Origin of the sequence: Tepidibacillus fermentans, from assembly GCF_004342885.1 — a bacterium.
GTDB lineage: Bacteria > Bacillota > Bacilli > Tepidibacillales > Tepidibacillaceae > Tepidibacillus > Tepidibacillus fermentans.
The window spans coordinates 1-18639 of record NZ_SMAB01000029.1; the positions used below are offsets into that span (position 1 = coordinate 1).

Below are 18639 nucleotides of genomic sequence, written 5' to 3' on the forward strand. Positions count from 1 at the left end.
AGGATAGGACGATTTTTTTGTGCATTTTTTATAAAAATTTGATAAAAATGGAGGCGCTCTAAAAGTCAGTTACTCTGACTTTTTAGACAGCCCCATTAAATTCATATAATGATCATAGAAGATTGGAGGGATAAAAATGGATTCTCCTTTCATTCTCATGATCGTAGCGTTAACTATTTCACTCAGCTTATTCTTTGTAGCTCTACTTCTTCCCCGATTCATTGACCAGATGATTCGATTGCCCAAAATAAAGACCCAAGCTGTTTTAATTTATAAAGGGATACGTTATAGTGATGAAGGTCTCTATCTATATATTCTTATTTTCGAACTTCCAACTGGAAAACGATTAACCTTTCATGTGAAAGAAAATCAATTCATTGATTACCAATTAGGGGATCATGGTATCCTCACCTATCGAGGCAATCAATTTCTTAAATTTCATATCAAATATTAACAAGAACAAGATTGCTCCGCTTTTTTTGCTTGAGCAACCTGCTCATCTGCATGATAGGAAGAACGAACAAGTGGGCCTGATTCACAATGAGAAAAGCCCTTACTTAATGCAATCTCTTTCAATTCCGCGAATTCATCGGGATGATAATATTTCTCTACCTTTAAATGCTCCTTGGTTGGAGCCAGATATTGCCCGATCGTTAAGATATCTACATGATTGGCACGAAGGTCATCCATCGCCTCAAGAATCTCTTCTTTGGTTTCCCCTAAACCTACCATAATACTCGATTTCGTAGGAATATCGGGTTGTAACTCTTTTGCTCTACGTAAAAACTCAAGAGATCGTTCATATTTGGCCTTTGCTCTTACTCGATCCGATAAGCGTCTTATCGTTTCAATATTATGGTTCAAAATATCCGGACGAGCATCCATCAATATTTTGAGATTCTCATAGACTCCTCCTAAATCAGAAGGCAATACCTCTACTGTTGTTAATGGATTCAATCGACGGATTGCACGAATGGTTTCTGCAAAAATAGACGCTCCCCCATCTTGCAAATCATCCCTTGCAACCGAAGTAACAACCACATGATGAAGTCCCATTTGCTTAACAGACTCGGCAACACGCATAGGTTCTTCTAGATCTAATTCAGTCGGCATTCCCGTCTTTACTGCACAAAAACGACAAGATCTGGTGCAAATATCTCCAAGTATCATAAAAGTCGCAGTTTTTCTTATTGCCCAACATTCATGAAGATTAGGACATCTTGCTTCTTCACAAACGGTATGTAATTTTTTCTCTCGAATCATTTTCTTTAATCCGCGATAATTTTCATTCGTATTTAGTTTAATTTTTAGCCAATCTTGCTTTATTCGTTCTTTTCCTACCATTCGCATTCACTCCATTTCTTCATCAGTCCATTTCTATCGTTAGCGGGAAAAATTCCACTCGTCATTCTCATATTTGGTCACAGCCAAATGATTCACTTCATCCAATTCTTGTGGTGTCAATTCATATGGCTCCAACTCAATTTCAAATCCTCGTTCAAAGCCCTTCTTAAATGCTTGCCGAACTTCCTCTAGTGAGACTTCACGCTTTGCCACGTCTTGAATGGTGACGGCCTTGTTTTTAAATCCTCGTTGCATGCGTTCACGAACTCGTTCATTCGGATACAAGAATAAATCAAATAGCTTGTTCTCGTCCAAATCGATCAAAATCGAACCGTGTTGTAGGATTACGCCCTTTTGTCTTGTTTGAGCGCTTCCAGCTACTTTTTTCCCTTCTAGAACCAGTTCATACCATGAAGGGGCATCAAAACAAACAGATGATCTTGGATTCTTCAAATTTTCTTTTTCTTCTTCTGTTTTTGGAACAGAAAAATAGGCATTTAATCCCAACTCTTGAAATCCATACAATAGCCCTTGACTAATCACTCGATATGCTTCTGTCACGGATTTTGGCATGTCAGGATAATTCTCCGATACAATCACACTATAAGTTAATTCTTGGTCATGGAGTACAGCTCTCCCTCCTGTCAATCTTCTGACAAGGCCTAAACCATATTTTTTTACTTTTTCAATATTAATTTCTTTATGTATTTTTTGGAAGTAACCAATCGATAGTGTGGCAGGTTTCCAGCCATAAAAGCGAATGGTTGGGGGTATTTTCCCTTGACTATGCCACTCTAATAATGCCTCGTCTAACGCCATGTTAAAGCTAGGTGAATGGTACTCAAAATCAATAAATCGCCATGTTTCTCCCATGAAGTCATACTCCTCTATATAAACATACAATTTATCTACATTTTAACATAAAAACAATTCTAAAAAATATGAAGCTGTCGAAATTAAAAAAGCTACATGAGAAAATTCCACATATCTTATCCTTACCTCTCCTCAATATACATTTCTTGAATGAAAAGAGAACGTTCCTTTCTTAAGTCAATATATCGATTCTCAATTTTAACCAAAGGCCGATTCGGTTCGTTTCTAAATGCAACAAGAACAGTTGCGATTGATCCATCATTTAGGATCACTTTTTTACCTTCCATCGCTTTTGTCACGAAATCCAAGAAATTCATGACAATGATTGGATTTAACTCTTTACGAAAGGCCAGATCATAAAGTTCTTGATAGGCATGAAACGGTGACAAGGAGGGTTTATAGGTTCGTTCTGCTGAGATCGCATCATATACATCGGCTACAGCAACGATTTGTGCTGCTAAGGAATACTATCTCCTTTTTTCCTTAGAGGATACCCTGTGCCATTGAGCCGTTCATGATGCATTAATGCTGCTGAAAGTATAAATTCATCTTTAATCTGATTTTTCAGTAAAATATCATATCCTAACTTCGGATGCTGTTTCATCGTCTTAAATTCTTCTTGATCCAATGGAGCAGGTTTTTGAACGATTTCAGGTGGTATTAATGCCTTTCCCAGATCATGCAATAGCCCCGCATGACCGATTCGGATAATGTCATCGTGATCCATCTCTAACAATCATGCGAACATCGCTGACATGATTCCTACATTTAAGGAATGTTGAATCGTGTACTGATCCATATTCTTAATGGTTCGTAATTGAACAAGTATTTGGGGACTTAACAATAAATGCTTAATTAGATCATCAAAGGTCTCAAACAAAACCACTTGATCGATATCTTGTTGGTTGGCAGACAACTGGAACATTCGTTCCACTGCGGTCAATGTCTCGCCATAAAATTCATAAAACTCAGAATCGATCTTTTTCAGATGATTGATATAAATGCGAAAGTCTTGAGTATTACTACGTTCCTCAATAGCAATAAGGTCTATTCCTCGATCGATAATACTTCTTAAATCTTCTAACGAAAGTTTACTTCCTTTCGTTAATAAAAGTACTCCGTCTTCCGTCATGACATCATCAGCTAGTCTATGATTTGCCCACTCAATCGAGGGCTTTACATAAATCACGTTACCATCTCCCTCAAACTGTTCAAGATCAGTTGCAAAATCAAATTCAGCCATTCCCGTACTATCTTCCATATTTTATAAGTGAAATCCTTTAAAAAAAACGTGAAAAAATGTGAACTTTTCAAAAAATTATCGCATTTCTTTTATAAAAAAAGAGAGCTATTTGTTGTGCTATAGCTCCCCTCTAAATCCCTTGGTTAGTATTCATCCGGTTCAGTAACTTTCTTTAGAGGTTCCATTGGATTTTCCTGATCCGGATGAATCTTGATGTTTTGATGTGATGGGTCTGCCAAATCAAACGCAAAAAATTCCCCATCTATTTTTAGATTATTCTTTCTAATACTCTTCTTTTTCATCAAATCATCCTCCAAATCTATTTCCTTCTTAATGTTTCTCTTTTAAAAAAAAGTATCCCTATTTGAAGGATGAATAAACACTAAAAATCAGGAAAGGTTTCGCCAATTTTCCGAACAGCTGTAGCAATCGATTGAACATCGAATGGATTGACTGACGAACTTATTTTTTGCAACGCAAGATCGTTAGTGAAAGAACTCAATTCATCGATGGCATATGTTCCTTTCGCATCACGCCATTGTAATTTATATCCCTTATCACATTTAATAATGAAAATATTCACATCTTTATCCTTGGCCAATACTCTTGCCTCAATTGAATTAGGGGTTTGGCCTTTTATTTCAATTGTGACTGGCCATTCATCCTCGTATTCGTAAACGGGCGTCCCCACATCTTCCATCTCTTTTAACCAAGTTTCACTTGCTTGACACATCACTTCTAAGATCATTTTTTGCCTCCTGCTAAATTGTAATATACTATTATAGCTCATTTTACCATAAGATTACGCAAGTAAAGATTAACGAAAAAAGGGGCTGTCCAAAAAGTAGTATTTAACCCCGAAATCTAAAAAAAGCAACCCCAAAGAATGCTGTAAAATCAACATTCTTTGGGGTTTAATTTTGGCGGATTTTCAACTTAAATGAACTTTTTAGACAGCCCCTTCACTATTACTCATTCTTAATAATTTCTTTCATCTTCTTATATTCTTCTTCGGTGATTTCACCTTTCGCAAAGCGTGCTTTCAAAATTTCGAGTGCTTCTTGGTTTGGGCTTTTTGGTTGAACGGGATCACTATAATATTCATTGTAATGATGATTACGGTGATAACAATTCCCCATGAAATATCTTCTTCTACGGAATAGGAACATTAGAATCACGACAAGGATGATAATCCCGATCATCCATAAAAAACCATACCCACCATAATAACCCATTCCATAACCAAATCCTCTTCCTGGTCCAAAACCAGCAAACATATTTTTCCCTTCTTATAATGATGTTTACAACTTATAGTATAGACCTTAAATTTAAAGAACTTGTGAAGATGACAAAAAAAAACGCCTTGATGTTATACATCAAAGCGTCGATGGATATCCCTTTAAAAGAGAGTGATTGTCATTGCTGCGGCCAAAACTAAATAGCGGAGAATAAAACCACCGATTAGCACAGTTGACTCTGTAATCAATGTCGGTACAAAACTTGGATTAGAGGAAGTAGCTGATATTTCATGATATTTTGGTTTTGTTGCTAAACCATGTTGATAAATTTCTATCCCTTCGATGAGGAATGGAATGACTAACCCTACTACAATTAAACCGATCCAAAATAAGCTAGAGTATTCCCCGACTAAAAGAGACATCACCGATTGGTAGGCTACTTCATTTGCACTTCCTGTAATATATAGCATGATAAAAATAAGTAACAACTCAATCCCGATCAATGAAACATGAATTTTTTTCACTGTAAGAAGGTTATAACAAGCTTGGCGATTAAAGAAAGTTGACACCAAGACTGTTGCCGCAATACCTGTAGAAAGGGCAGAAACAATGAACAGAACAGGCAATATCGATGTATTCCATAGTGGAATCGACTTTACAACGCCAATCAATAATCCTGTATAAGCAGCAGTTCCTATTGCGAAGATGACGCCAAGTCTTGTAATCCAACGATTCACACTTTTCCCTAGATATTCCATAACCCCTTGATATGTGTTAAGTATCAAAAAGATAGAAATAATATAAGTTCCGTCGGTCATCATCGATGTTGGAAAATTCTTCAATAGATAGATGAAACGAAGAGGATGCTTTAATCCCGCTTCCGCATCAAAAACGAGAAGCAATGTGCCGACCGCAAGTAGTGGTGGTGCTAAGAAATATCCTGTTTTTCGAATGGTTTGTGCAAACGGAAACTTTTTACCGACATAAGTCGCAGTGAGGTAAGCCCCTGCACTTACACCAGCTAAAAATAAATACCATGAAATGATCGCTCCCCAAGCCATCTTAAATCACCTCACATAATAAATTTTAGGTTTTGTTCCTAAATCAGCGCGTAAAGGTATTGCTTTGCGTTTGATGATTTCTCTTGATATTTCACTGTTTGGATCATCTAAATCTCCAAAAATTCTTGCATTACCAACACATGTAGCAACACAAATCGGTGCTTTTCCCTTTTCGACCTCTTCTACACAAAATCTACATTTTTCAACTACGCCTGTTTTATGATTGGGAACTCTGGCTTGATACGGACAAGAAACGACACAATATTTACATCCAATACATTTGTTTTCGTCAACGAGAACGATCCCGTCTTTGTTTTTATAAGTTGCTCCAGTGGGACAGTTTTTCATACATGGTGGATTCTCACAATGTTGACATTGAACCGGTAATATCTGAATATTTACATTTGGAAACGTCCCTGTCTCTTTTTCATAGAAATGAATAAAGGCTTCTTCTGGTGGTAATCCATTTTGCATCTGACAGGCAACACGACAGCCAAAGCATTCAACACATTTTTTGGTATCAATCAGCATTCCATAACGTGCCATCTAGACTCCCACCTTTCTGATTTTTACGATACATTCATGGATCATTGGAGTTCCACCGATGGGATCCATATGGAAAGGAAGGTGATCCAAGTAGCTAAAACCAACACCATTTGCGTAAGTTAGATTTTTTGAGAAGTTCCCATATCCCGATGGAACGAATACACATTCTGGATGAATCCGATCTGTCACATAAATTCTAATTTTACTTTTTGTAAGTTCAGAAACCACTTCTACTAAATCCCCATCTTTTAAACCCATTTGATTAGCACGAGTTCGATTGATCCAAAGACGTTCTGAGTTATAATCTTTTGTAATCTGTATTAAATAAGGTATATTCGCTGTAAAAGTATGAGAATGATAACTTTGTTTACCTGTGATCAGACGGAATGAACTCGAATCAGGTTTTACCAATGGTTCCATCCATTGTACCACTGGAGAAAAACCAGCTTTTTTGAAACTTTCATTATAAAATTCAACTTTTCCTGATGCAGTTTTGAGTTTAGGTACAACCCCTAATTCAACAGGATCATCAATAATAATCGTTCCTTTTTTCTTTAATTCTGATAATGTAATTCCTAGAGGAGCAATCATCGCTTGATTTAATTGATCAACAGAGAAATTAAAGTAATCACCTAAGCCCATTTCCTTTGCGATTTCTGTAAAAATGCGATCAGCAGGCACTGTATTCGCATGAACCTTTTCAATTACTTTCTGACGTATAGAGATCGCTGGTTTGACGCCAGGAGTAACTTCAATCACATCATCTCGTTCTAAATAAGTCGGTTCTGGAAGTACATAATCAGCAATTGAAGCGGTTTCAGACATTTGAATATCAATAACCACCATTAATTCTAAACTCTTCAATCCTTCGATCATATATTTAGGATTCGCATAATTACGGACAGGATTGGTTTGAATAATCAGCGCTGCTTTTACGATTCCCTCTTTTGCCTTTTGAGGGATAATAGCTGCAACGCCAGTATGATGTGAAACTAATGGGTATTCTGCGTCCACCCTAGGAATCGTTGCTTCAGGTGGTGTTGGATGGATGGACTCATCTAATTTACCTAACTTCGGGGACTTTCCAAATATATAGCCACCTTTTTGCTGAATATTCCCTAATAAGGCATTAAATAAAGCGACTGCTCGACCCGTATCCACACTGTTTGCATAAGTAGAACCAAAGGCACCACGCCAAGATTGTTCAATCATCGCTTTTGGTTTTACTTTTGCCATATCGCGGGCAATACGAATGATCGTTTCTTTTGATATACCGGTAATTTTTTCTGCCCATTCAGGCGTATACTCCATAATGGTCTTTTTATACTCTTCAAATCCAACGGAATAATTCGAAATAAATTCTTTGTCATAAAGCTCTTCTGTGACTAATACATTAGACATAGCCAGAACCAAAGCCAAATCTGTGCCTGGCCGAATGGGTAACCATTCATCAGCAAGAGGAGCCGTATTGTTTAATCTTGGATCTACGATGACAACATGTGCTCCATTTTCCTTTGCTTTTATTAAGGCTTGCACAGATGCTGGCCTTACTCCATCACCATAACTCCTACCAATAAAGACAATATATTTCGAATTCGCCACATCACCACCTGGTATTCCTCCAATTGTATGATTAAATCCTGTGTCTCGAGCATTAGAGCATACCGTTTCATGGCCAAAATAATTAGATGAACCTACTGCATTTAAGAAACGGGGGCCATAAAACTTCCCTGTTGGTCGTGGATCATTGATGAATACAAAAGATCCTGGGCCATTTTTTTCAATAATTTGTTTTAATTTTGTTCCAATTTCTTTATAAGCCTGTTCCCAAGTAATAGGTTCAAATTTACCTTCTGCTATTTTTTTCATCGGTTGTGTTAAACGATCTGATGAATAAGGAATACTCGCTAGTGCATGCCCTCTAGCACAAACTTTTCCTTTTCCAAAAGGATGATCAGGTTGACCAGATACTTTCCATACCCTTCCGTTTTTTACATGAACAAGCAATCCACATTTACTTGAACATGCATTGCAAAATGTTGGAATTGTAGTTAAATTCGTTTTCTCATCGGCATGAATTTTTTGCCAACTTTTGAATTCAAAAGTCCCTACTGATAATAAAGCCGTTGTTGCAGCAGAAGCCTTTAGAAACGTTCTTCGCGATAAACGCTTTGTAAGCATAAAACTCCTCCTCTCCTTTTATGTGAAGCGTTGAGCGTTATGAATCAACTCGTTCTACCTTTATTCTATGAGTAATTCCTCTCTAAGAGGAAATGAAACATTGTTATACCCCTATAACAAATTATTAGAATGTGCTAAAATATACCTAAGATTCAGAAATTGTTGATGTGAAAATTCATTCAAATCTTTTGATGGAGGATTCCTTCTATGCAAACTTCAAATTTGGAGGTTTTTCTCCTTGTTGCTGAGATGAAGAGTCTATCGAAAGCGGCGAAATTATTACATCTTACTCAACCTGCTGTCAGTAATAAGATTCATATGATTGAAGAACAATTCAATATTACGTTATTTGAACGTTCTCCTTATGGAGTAACCCTGACAGAAGCAGGTCAAACGTTTTATCAATATGCAAAAGATATTTTACATATTTATCATGAAATGGTGAAAAATTTGCATAAATATGATCGTGAAAATCAAAAAATTAGTATTGGCGCTGAATCGGTTATCGGGAATTATTTCATCCCCTGTAAAATTGCTCATTTTCGCGAAAAATTTCCCTCTATCGATATTAAAATCATTACGACCGACCGTTCTAATCTACTCGAACAATTGGAAAAAGGAGAAATCAATATTGCCTGTATTGACGGAACCCCTCCAGCCCATTCCTCTTTTCATAGTGAATTAATCTCTACAGATACGATTTATTTGGCTGTTCCCAACCACCAAAAGTGGAGTAATATTGAAGAATTAACGATTGAAGAGCTGTGTCAACTTCCCATTATCTTACCTGATGAAAAAATGGGACTTCGCCAATCAATTGAAGAAACCTTTCAAAAACAAGGTATTGATATGAACCGATTACATGTGGCAGCGGAAATCAGTAGTGTTAGCGCTATTAAATCCTTAGTCGAGTCTGGATTTGGCGTTTCCTTCCTTTGCGATATTGCCACACGTAAAGAAAGGTTTTCTGGAAGTATTAAGCTATTAAAAATTAGTTCCTTACCACTCAAATTGAACTATCACATCGTTTATCAGCCTGATAAAATCGATCATGTAACAAAACAGTTGATTCGGTATTTACTTTCATAAACAGAAAAAGTTTTAATATACGAAAAATTCTTTCATTTTTTTATCAAAACCTAAATAAAAAAAGCATTAATAAGAAAAATCGGCATATCCCTAACAAATTCATAAAAAGGCATTTAACAAAAAAATGGAGAGATTTATTAAATCCCTCCATTATGCCTCTACCAAGGTAATGTTAAGAAAGCAAACTTAATTGGAAGTTTGTAACGCTTTGATCCTTTTATTCACTGCTATGTGTGTCCAGATTCCATTTAATAATAAAAGAATTGCCGTTACGAAAAATACTCCGTTTAGTCCAATATGCCCTGCTAAAAACCCTCCGGTGATCGGTCCTATCATATTTCCCAGGAAAGTAGCACTATTGCTATAACCAAAGGTAGTGCTTTCCAATCCTTTTGGCGCAAACCGGTGGGTTAAGGCGTTAACAGATGGGAGTAACCCACCAACGGTTAATCCTAATAAAAATCTCCAAAGTAGTAATTGCCAAATATTCGTTGAGAATCCTTGAGGTAAAAAGAGTAATGCTGCCCCAATCATGGTATAGAAGAGTACCTTTTGGGGACCAATTTTGTCACCAAGTTTCCCCAATCTAGGTGCTGCCATCATTTCGGCAAAACCGGCCATCGCTGCGACTAGCCCTGCAAAGAAGGATACTCTACCACCTGGTGGATCCAATTGTTGAACAAATAAGGGTAAAACTGGATTTACATTTAGCGTCGCAAACTGAATCATAAAAGCAACAACGAATAATTGGATCAGTGGTTGGGTTCCCGCAATTAATTTAAAATCCTTCACAAAGCTTCCTGACTCTTCGGTCTCCCTTGGCGTAAAATCTTCCTTCACCATAAATAAAACAATAATCGCTGCGATGAGAATCAGTACGCCTGTATAAAAGAAAATATGACGGAATCCAATGTAATCGGCCAAAAATCCGCCTAAAAACGGCCCAATAATCGATCCTGCCACAGCACCTGAGCGCAACATTCCCAGCGCATATCCTACTCTCTCTTTCGGTGTATTGGTTGCCACTAAGGCAATTGCAGCTGGATTAAAACCTGCAATCATCCCATTTAATAGCCGAAGTAATAGAAGATGATAAACATTCGTTGCTAAACCCATTAATGAGATGACGATTGACATCCCAAAACCAGATCGAAGAATCATGATTTTACGTCCATATTTATCGGATAATTTTCCCCATAAAGGTGAAAAGAGAAATGCAGTTAAAAAATTTGCACCAAAAATCAGTCCTGACCACATTGCCACTTGTTCTTCCGACTGTATCCCCATGTCTTGATGAATATATAAAGGTAAAAAGGGCATGATCGAACTCATCGCTGCCATTAGTAAGAACACCGCACCCCATAAAATATACAAGTTTCTCCTCCAAAGTTGCATAACAAAGACCCCTTATTCTTCATTGATTATTTATTGATTATATAATATGTTATTACTTTACTCATTTATTAGAGATAGTTCTATTATATATTTCGTAAGACGAAAATTAAAGATAATAAATGAACTGGACAAAAAAACTTCTATCTTAACTAGTTAAATGCCTAGAGATAGAAGTTTAAAATAATCTATATTTATGCTTTCTGTGAAAAATTCATATGAACAATCTCGGATCGATAAGAACGTTCTACTTTAGTGACAAACGGTAGCCTTTCTAAATAAGAAATGGTTTTCCGCAAATCTCTTTCATTAATATACAGTACAACATATTTTAATCTTTTCGAGATAAAATGAATATTGCCGATTCGTTCTAAGTTTCTTGCTGCTCGTAAGTCATTCACCCAGACCACTAAACCTGTCCGTTTTGGTATCATCAAGATCTTCTCCTTTAAATACCCTATTTTTACCATACTACCATGATTTTTTCGAATATTCAAGAAACCTTTATCACACAACTTCCTCCTAAACTACAACCACTACAACCGCCAGTCGTGCAAGAAATTCCTTTATCTTGAATTAACGGTTCATTCTTAGAAACCATAATAGTCGGTGAGATCGCATGTGCCAATGTTTCACCAACAAGGGATAACAATTCATCTAATTCGTGCTCAGCTTGTTTATATTTTTGTACAAGTTCGTTTTGATTCACTTCTTCTAATATTTTCTCCACTTTTTCTTTGGCTTCTTGATAGTTTGGATGGTATTGCCCATAGCGGTTATATTCCTCAAATTCTATTTTGGCTTTAGCCAGTTTTTCCTTTAACTCATTCACTTGAACATCACGATTGATGGCTTCTCTATACTGTAAATAGTCTTTCATCTCTTCGGATTGAAGGATCATATCGATTAATTGATACGTTTCCAAGATGATTTCATTATCTAAATACACAATATCCCCTCCACCCCTTATTATAGCAATTTTCACTATGAATATGTAATTAAATATTATTCGATTTCAACCACCAATTCATAATCTGGATGCTTAAATAGGATGAATTCTGTCTCCATTTCCTCCAGCACATTTTCCTGTCCTTCTTGTTCCTCTTTTACAATAAGGAAGTCTTTTTCCGTCATGATGTTTCTTGTCGGGATGTAACCTAACTGTTCGAGTTGTCTTACTGCTTGTTCAAATCGTTTTTCTTTTCGCACGATCAGATGAAAGGAATCAATCTCACCAATAATCCAATCCTGCAAAACTTCCTGCTGTTTCAAATGATTGGCAATCTCTTCACTTTGACATTTTAAAATCCGTAGGTCATAAAACTGAATCGCACCATACCGATTCGCCCATTGGTTTATTGTTATTTTCATACTTTCGTGAAGAGGAATTGCACTATATTGATCAAGGAAATCGAGGATCTGCTCAATCTTTTTCCCCTTTTCTAACCCCCTGAATAAAGAACCTTGAGTGATCCGATAAAGAGAGAGTTGATCCCTTTTTTCTAAATCTGCAAAATGTTCGAGCTCTATCCGAATAGAATAGCGAAGATTACTCGGTACTAAGACTTCGAAATTGGATTGAACATAAAATTGATCGATCTCTTCATCATTCGGTTTCTTCAGTTTTATGAACAATTCTTTTTTCCAATCTCCTGTATAAGTTAAGATTCCTAGTTCAGCTAAAGGCTTTAGGATTTCTAGTTCAATTCGAACATAGAAGGATTCATCGATGGGTCTATTCAATTCCTTTGAGAGTTCCTGAACTAGTTGATCCGCTTGATACCACTTTCCTTTAGGCAAAGAAAATAAACGATGAAAAAAATGATTGATGAACAAATCCGTCGATTGAAAGGAGCCACGAATCATTCCCTCAAGATATTCATATCTTTCAAAAGGTGACAATAGTAGCCAATCTTTCATCCTCTGAATGATGCGAAATTGCTTCTGCTCTAAGTGTATAAGCCCTAAACCCTTGGCAAAATAGACGAATAGAGAAATAGATTTTGGAAATTCTTCTATGTCATACTGAATTGGGAAATATTCGATTTTCCTTTCATCAAGGTGAAGCCGTTTTAATAATTTGTTCATTTGCTGTTTATTAAGCTTCCCGTTTTCTTCCTCAGAGCTAGCCAAAAAATATAATCCGGTTAAAAACTGATAAAATTCTTCATCGATATTTTTATCTTCTTCCTTTGAAAATCCGACGACTTTAACATTCGTTGATAAACGGTTTAATCCCTTAGCAAAAATGACTTGATGCAAAAGCTGAAACAAATCATGAGGGATAGTAAAAGCAATATCTCCATAATTTTGCCTTAACTGAAAAAGAATTCCCTTTGCCCTCAATTTTTGAATTCCTCTCTCAAATTGATCCCTGTGAATCGCGTCAAATCTTTTGTTTAAACTGCGGTAGGAAAAGAGTTGATTTGGCCGATGAATGATCATAAAATCGACAACTTCTTTTTCTTCCAGCGATAATTCTTGATAGAGTTGCTTTAAATAGTTAATATCTAATAACCGTACAAGAAGGTGATTCAACAATTTATTCGGATATTTTTCGTTTGTTTTGATTCCATGTTTGTTGAGCATTTTCTTTAAAGTGGAAGCCTTAAGCTGTTCCAAATAATATACCAACCTCATTTTAACCACCTACAAAGCGTAATGTTGAATGTCGTATTCGTATCCCTGTTCCAGCAAAAAAAGTTGACGTCTTAATGCGTAATCTTGATCAACCGTTTGTTGAGTAATTAAAGAATAAAAATAGGCATGATTTTCTCCTTCTTTTGGTCTTAAAATTCTCCCAAGTCGTTGTGCTTCTTCTTGTCTTGATCCAAAAGTCCCTGAGACTTGAATCGCCACTTTGGCATCAGGTAAATCTATGGCAAAGTTGGCTACTTTGGAAACAACTAGGATTTTGATTTTACCCGTTCGAAATGCTTTGTAGATCTGGTCACGTTCTTGTTGTTTCACTTGTCCTGTAATGAGTGGAGCGCCTAATTCCTTTGCAATCTCTTCTAATTGATTAAGGTATTGGCCAATAATTAAAATGGGATCATCTTGATGTTGTTTGATTAATTTTTTTAACACTTTTATTTTTAATGGATTTGTGGCAGCAATTCGATATTTTTGCTTTTTCGAAGCTTCGATATATTGTTTTTCCCATTTTTTAGGTAATGGAATTTGAATATCGGTACACTTTGCTTTGGCGATCCAGCCCCGATCTTCCATTTGTAACCATGGTACTTCGTACTTTTTGGGACCGATTAAAGAGAACACTTCGTCTTCCTTCCCATCTTCACGAACCAATGTCGCTGTTAAGCCTAGTCTTCGCTTTGCTTGAATATTGGCCGTATAACGAAAAACTGGGGCAGGTAATAAATGGACCTCATCATAAATAATCAGTCCCCAATTTCGACTTTGAAATAATTTCATATGTTCAAATTCCAATTCATCTCTTGATCGATAAGTTAAAATCTGATAAGTGGCAACGGTGACAGGCTTTACCTCTTTCTTTTGTCCACTGTATTCGCCAACCATCTCCTCTGTTAAGGAAGTCTTGTCGATCAATTCATGTATCCATTGGCGCACGGATGAGGTATTCGTTGTTAGAATTAACGTTTCTGCTTGCAAAAGTTCCATGATTCCTATACCCACAACTGTTTTTCCTGATCCACAGGGCAATACGATTACACCACTTCCTCCCGAGACTGCACCTTTTTCATAGAAGATATCTATTGCTTTTCTTTGATAGTCTCGCAGTTGGAAACTTGCTCCTGTTTTTGTTCTCGAAAGAAGTGAAAGGGATAAAAATTCTCCCTCTTGGTACCCGGCAAGATCTTGTACAGGATATCCTAGCTTAATCAGCTCTTGTTTGAGAAATCCACGATCTTGTTCTGCAATGACAACAGTATATTCATTTAATCGCTCTTTAAAGTAGCGTTGTAAAGAAGCGTAAGAGAGAAGTTTATCGAATACTTTTGGATCTTTACTCTTACAATGGATTTGATTTCCTTCCCGTTTAAAAGAAAGGATTCCATAACGTTCCATATAAATACGAATTTCATCTTTAATGAACGTAGGAAACTGAAGCTTACTATATTGATCTAATATCCCAATCACTTGTTGCCATGAATAACCATTTGCTGCTGCATTCCACAAAGTGATAGGGGTAATTCGATAGGTGTGAAAATATTCTGGGCTTTTGATCAATTCTGCAAAGGAGGAGATTTCTTTCCTCGCTTTTTTAAATTTAGGGTGATTTACTTCAAGGAGTAATGTTTGATCGTTTTGAATAATCATAGGTCGATCCATCGATTGTTTCATAGAAATTCTTCCTCTCTAACCATTCACAGCCTCACCGTCACTATCTTTTAGGATAAGTCGATAAAGTCTACTTTATTCTTCACCCAGATTTACGCTTCTGCATAATGTAAAGTAAGGCATTAGCCTTGTTAAAAGGAGGAGGCTTCCTATGGAAATTCAATTGTTAGCCATCCACTGGGTCTACCTTATCTTTATCTTCCTGATTATCGGTGTGATGGTGATGAGGAAAGATACGACCCTTGTTAGTATTCTTGGCATCTTAGCTATTAGTATGTTGGTAACGAAATCGTTACCAAGTTCAATTCTCTCTTTATTTAATAGTTTGATCTTTGCGATCAAAGAGTTGTTAGGAACGATCCTGATCATTAGCTTAATCGTAGCGATGGGTAAAGTGTTAACCCATTCAGGTATCAATGAATTGATGGTTCGTCCTATTACTCGCATGATCAAATCTCCATTGATTGCATATTGGGTCATCGGAATTGCGATGATGATCATCTCGTGGTTCTTTTGGCCTTCTCCTGCGGTTGCGTTAATCGGTGCTGTCTTTCTTCCTGTAGCCGTTCGTGTTGGTCTACCACCGTTAGCTGTTGCAATGGCTATTAACCTTTTTGGTCATGGTATTGCCTTATCGGGTGATTTTGTAATCCAAGGAGCACCGACAATTACTGCTGGTGCAGCAGGTATTCCCGTTGGTGATGTGGTATCTGCCAGTGTTCCATTAGTCATGGTAATGGGGATTGTCACCACGGTGGTTGCTTTTTATTTCTTGCGTCGCGACTTGAAAAATGGAACTATAAGTGTTACAAGTAATCAATTGGCTAAAATTCAAACGCAAGAAGTGAAGATCAACTCATTGGATAAAAGAAGATATAAACTGATCTTGGCATTCTTAATTCCAGTTCTATTTCTCTTAGATGTGATAGGTATGTTCGTCTTAAATCTAACTGGTGGAGACGCAACGGCATTAGTCGGTGGAACGGCAATCCTGATTCTCATTTTAACCAGTTTGCTTCATCATAAAAAAAACCGTATGGATAAAATAACGGAGTATTTAGTGGAAGGATTTCAATTCGGTTTTAAAGTGTTTGGTCCTGTTATTCCCATTGCCGCATTCTTTTATTTAGGGGATTCGGGCGTCCTTACAATTCTTGGAAAAGACGCTCTTCCTCAAGGATCGAATGGCATTGTTAATGACTTAGGTGTTGCTCTTGCTTCTATTGTCCCCCTTACAAAACATATCGCAGCCGTAACCTTAGCAATTGTTGGTTCAATTACAGGTTTAGATGGATCTGGTTTTTCTGGTATTTCTCTAGCTGGATCAGTGGCCAAATTATTTGGTTCAGCCCTTCATCTAGACATTGCGACTCTTACAGCTTTAGGGCAAATTGCAGGAATCTGGGTTGGCGGTGGAACGCTAATTCCTTGGGCCCTAATCCCAGCCGCAGCGATTACTGGGGTTGATCCATTTGAATTGGCTAGACGGAATCTAATTCCTGTAACTATTGGATTAATAGTCACTACCATTTTTGCGATGTTTTTGTTGTAATTAAAACCCGACCTCTTTTTGAGGTCGGGTTAATGTTCTTCCTCTTCTTCTTCATCATAAGTCACATAGGTGATTTTCACATTCATACTTTCTAGTAAACGAATCACTTCTTCATTTAACTTCGGGTCATGAAGAAGACCAATTTGTTCAACAAGTTCTAATTCCTCTAATTCGCCATTTTCTGCATCTTCAATCAGTTCAATAATATCTGTTAAGTCTCTATCCTCTAATTCTTTTAGGATTTCTTCTTTGGTCATGATTTCAACTCCTTTTTGAAACATCATGAATCTTCTTTCTACAATATGTATTCCACATCATTTTTGTATACCCTTTTTCACTCTGACCATATTCCTACTTTATTTTCTCTCGCCTTTTTTTGGATCTCCCGAAAACGATCAACATATTTTACATTAGGTTGGAAAACTACGACTTGGGCCAGCCCTTTTTCTAATAGAAGTTCATTTAACATACTTCCATCCGGTAAATATACATAGGCTAGTAAACGTCCATATTTATCTCTTTCTTGAACATCAAATTCTAATCCTACTGTTTGGTCGCGTAGTTTCTCTTTGGTAAATTGTGATGCTTCTTTTCCAAAAGGTTCTACGGGTTTTTGCGGATGAACCGTTTCTGGGGTATCGACCAGTAATAGACGAATTTTTTCTTCTTTTCCTTCTACCTTTGCTACAAAAGTATCACCATCAACCACCCGAATTACTTTGGCTTGAATCAGTTGGGAAGAATGTGAGACAAGTTGACACCCGAATAAGGTCAGAATTAAAAGAATGATGATGAAAAACAATCTGTTACTTTTTCTCATTTTGATCCTCTACCCTTTTTTTAATGATTTTATTTTTAAAATGATCTTCGAAAAGAACCTAATACGTCAACGGTTTCTGTTATATTTACAAACGCATGATTTTGAACATGACAAACACCTTATCCATTGACACTTGAAGTTAATTTCCCCTTCCTCTCTTGAGGAAATACATAGGACTTAAATACCTGTTCGCTTTCTGCTTGTAATAAATAATTCATAAATCGATGAGTGTAGATAAATCCACGAAATTTCGCTTCAACGATTCGAACAGTAGGTTGTTGTTCCTCCTTTATAATCATTCCCCCCAATCGCTTCATCTGGCGTTTGATTTCAACCAGATCTTTTTCGATCATCCACTGGATTTGATTGAACAATTCACTGTAAGCCCGTGCCAATTTAAGCGAAGATTGTTCTCCTATTTTCCGATCATATTGTAATACTTTTAATAAAATATGGTAAACCACGTGTTTTTTCACTAAATTTGCGAATTCTTGATATTCCTTAGGATACATTAACATTTTATTTCCTCCAATCGTCGTAGTGTTCTTATATCTATTATACACAAACATACGTTCGTTTAAAAGTAATAATATAGGTTTGTATAATTAGGATAGGGGGCGGTGATTAACCGCCGACCCTCCTACACCACCGTACATACCGGTCTGGTATACGGCGGTTTATGAGGATGAGTGCCGAAAGGCTCTTTTCTCTTTCTTTCGTCAGTTTACTTCGCCGAGCTGTACTCAACACTCCTTATTTACCTCTGAATTCCACTCATACTTCTATAAGGTAGTTCCTTTATCAGGATTGTCTGTTTCAACATACAGTTATTTCGAGATAGTAACACCGAAAGAGACCTCATATTCAGTCCTTCCCATTTTCAAAATGGTGTAGAGTCGAAGGAGGTCGGCTTACGCCTTCCTCCGTCCGCTCAATCAAACGGATCGTGCAGTTTTCCCGCAATCCGCTTTCCTTCATGT

At 36.9% G+C, this 18639-nt stretch carries 22 protein-coding genes; 3 read left to right on the forward strand and 19 right to left on the reverse strand.

The window, feature by feature from the left end; all coding sequences use genetic code 11:
• Positions 1-136 precede the first annotated feature (136 nt).
• Complete coding sequence (locus EDD72_RS11890; RefSeq protein ID WP_132770620.1) at positions 137-454, forward strand: DUF2500 family protein; 318 nt, start codon at positions 137-139, stop codon at positions 452-454.
• Here EDD72_RS11890 and lipA read toward each other — a convergent pair.
• The 11 genes from lipA to EDD72_RS11940 form a co-directional block, all read right to left on the reverse strand.
• Entirely contained in the window at positions 451-1344 is an 894-nt protein-coding gene (lipA, locus tag EDD72_RS11895) for a lipoyl synthase (RefSeq protein ID WP_243643841.1), read from the reverse strand. The two genes, EDD72_RS11890 and lipA, sit on opposite strands and share 4 nt — an antisense overlap.
• A 39-nt stretch (positions 1345-1383) precedes the next feature.
• Complete coding sequence (locus tag EDD72_RS11900) at positions 1384-2217, reverse strand: lipoate--protein ligase family protein (protein WP_132770626.1); 834 nt, start codon at positions 2215-2217, stop codon at positions 1384-1386.
• 122 nt (positions 2218-2339) lie between these two features.
• Positions 2340-2606 carry a hypothetical protein gene (locus EDD72_RS11905; protein ID WP_132770629.1) on the reverse strand — a complete coding sequence of 89 codons (267 nt, stop codon included), beginning with the start codon at positions 2604-2606 and terminating at the stop codon, positions 2340-2342.
• A gap of 68 nt (positions 2607-2674) precedes the next feature.
• Complete coding sequence (locus EDD72_RS11910; RefSeq protein ID WP_132770632.1) at positions 2675-2944, reverse strand: HD-GYP domain-containing protein; 270 nt, start codon at positions 2942-2944, stop codon at positions 2675-2677.
• 9 nt (positions 2945-2953) lie between these two features.
• A complete protein-coding gene (locus EDD72_RS11915) occupies positions 2954-3478 on the reverse strand; it encodes an HD-GYP domain-containing protein (protein WP_132770635.1) in 525 nt (174 codons plus the stop codon).
• A gap of 125 nt (positions 3479-3603) precedes the next feature.
• Positions 3604-3762 (reverse strand): hypothetical protein, encoded by a 159-nt coding sequence (locus EDD72_RS12630; RefSeq protein WP_165895087.1) that lies wholly within the window; start codon positions 3760-3762, stop codon positions 3604-3606.
• A gap of 80 nt (positions 3763-3842) precedes the next feature.
• Complete coding sequence (locus tag EDD72_RS11920; RefSeq protein WP_132770638.1) at positions 3843-4208, reverse strand: hypothetical protein; 366 nt, start codon at positions 4206-4208, stop codon at positions 3843-3845.
• Positions 4209-4428: 220 nt separating this feature from the next.
• Complete coding sequence (locus tag EDD72_RS11925; protein ID WP_132770640.1) at positions 4429-4737, reverse strand: SHOCT domain-containing protein; 309 nt, start codon at positions 4735-4737, stop codon at positions 4429-4431.
• 122 nt (positions 4738-4859) lie between these two features.
• Positions 4860-5759, reverse strand: a complete 900-nt coding sequence (gene nrfD / locus EDD72_RS11930) for an NrfD/PsrC family molybdoenzyme membrane anchor subunit (RefSeq protein WP_132770643.1) — start codon at positions 5757-5759, stop codon at positions 4860-4862.
• 6 nt (positions 5760-5765) lie between these two features.
• Positions 5766-6305 (reverse strand): 4Fe-4S dicluster domain-containing protein, encoded by a 540-nt coding sequence (locus EDD72_RS11935; protein ID WP_132770645.1) that lies wholly within the window; start codon positions 6303-6305, stop codon positions 5766-5768.
• Positions 6306-8486 carry a molybdopterin-containing oxidoreductase family protein gene (locus EDD72_RS11940; RefSeq protein WP_132770648.1) on the reverse strand — a complete coding sequence of 727 codons (2181 nt, stop codon included), beginning with the start codon at positions 8484-8486 and terminating at the stop codon, positions 6306-6308.
• A 207-nt stretch (positions 8487-8693) separates the two neighbouring features.
• On the opposite strand from EDD72_RS11940, the gene EDD72_RS11945 reads away from it, so the two are divergent.
• A complete protein-coding gene (locus EDD72_RS11945) occupies positions 8694-9575 on the forward strand; it encodes a LysR family transcriptional regulator (RefSeq protein WP_132770651.1) in 882 nt (293 codons plus the stop codon).
• Between the two features lie 186 nt (positions 9576-9761).
• Here the strand turns inward: EDD72_RS11945 and EDD72_RS11950 are convergent, their stop codons facing one another.
• The 5 genes from EDD72_RS11950 to EDD72_RS11970 all read right to left on the reverse strand — a co-directional run bounded on the left by EDD72_RS11950 (position 9762) and on the right by EDD72_RS11970 (position 15290).
• Entirely contained in the window at positions 9762-10970 is a 1209-nt protein-coding gene (locus EDD72_RS11950) for an MFS transporter (RefSeq protein ID WP_132770653.1), read from the reverse strand.
• 191 nt (positions 10971-11161) lie between these two features.
• Positions 11162-11401: a YlbG family protein gene (locus EDD72_RS11955; protein WP_132770655.1), complete on the reverse strand. Its 240-nt coding sequence runs from the start codon at positions 11399-11401 to the stop codon at positions 11162-11164.
• A gap of 59 nt (positions 11402-11460) precedes the next feature.
• Entirely contained in the window at positions 11461-11916 is a 456-nt protein-coding gene (locus EDD72_RS11960) for a YlbF/YmcA family competence regulator (protein ID WP_132770657.1), read from the reverse strand.
• Between the two features lie 56 nt (positions 11917-11972).
• Positions 11973-13607, reverse strand: coding sequence for a helicase-associated domain-containing protein (locus EDD72_RS11965; RefSeq protein ID WP_132770659.1), 1635 nt, complete (start codon positions 13605-13607; stop codon positions 11973-11975).
• A 9-nt stretch (positions 13608-13616) separates the two neighbouring features.
• Positions 13617-15290 (reverse strand): DNA repair helicase XPB, encoded by a 1674-nt coding sequence (locus EDD72_RS11970; RefSeq protein ID WP_132770661.1) that lies wholly within the window; start codon positions 15288-15290, stop codon positions 13617-13619.
• Between the two features lie 148 nt (positions 15291-15438).
• Here EDD72_RS11970 and EDD72_RS11975 point away from each other — a divergent pair, with 148 nt between their 5' ends.
• A complete protein-coding gene (locus EDD72_RS11975) occupies positions 15439-16839 on the forward strand; it encodes a hypothetical protein (protein WP_132770663.1) in 1401 nt (466 codons plus the stop codon).
• Between the two features lie 29 nt (positions 16840-16868).
• On the opposite strand, the gene EDD72_RS11980 is transcribed toward EDD72_RS11975, so the two are convergent.
• The 3 genes from EDD72_RS11980 to EDD72_RS11990 all read right to left on the reverse strand — a co-directional run bounded on the left by EDD72_RS11980 (position 16869) and on the right by EDD72_RS11990 (position 18177).
• On the reverse strand, positions 16869-17096 hold the full coding sequence (locus EDD72_RS11980; RefSeq protein WP_132770670.1) for a hypothetical protein: 228 nt from the start codon (positions 17094-17096) through the stop codon (positions 16869-16871).
• Between the two features lie 77 nt (positions 17097-17173).
• On the reverse strand, positions 17174-17659 hold the full coding sequence (locus EDD72_RS11985) for a thermonuclease family protein (RefSeq protein ID WP_132770665.1): 486 nt from the start codon (positions 17657-17659) through the stop codon (positions 17174-17176).
• Positions 17660-17778: 119 nt separating this feature from the next.
• Positions 17779-18177, reverse strand: coding sequence for a YhjD family protein (locus tag EDD72_RS11990; protein WP_132770667.1), 399 nt, complete (start codon positions 18175-18177; stop codon positions 17779-17781).
• Between the last annotated feature and the right edge of the window lie 462 nt (positions 18178-18639).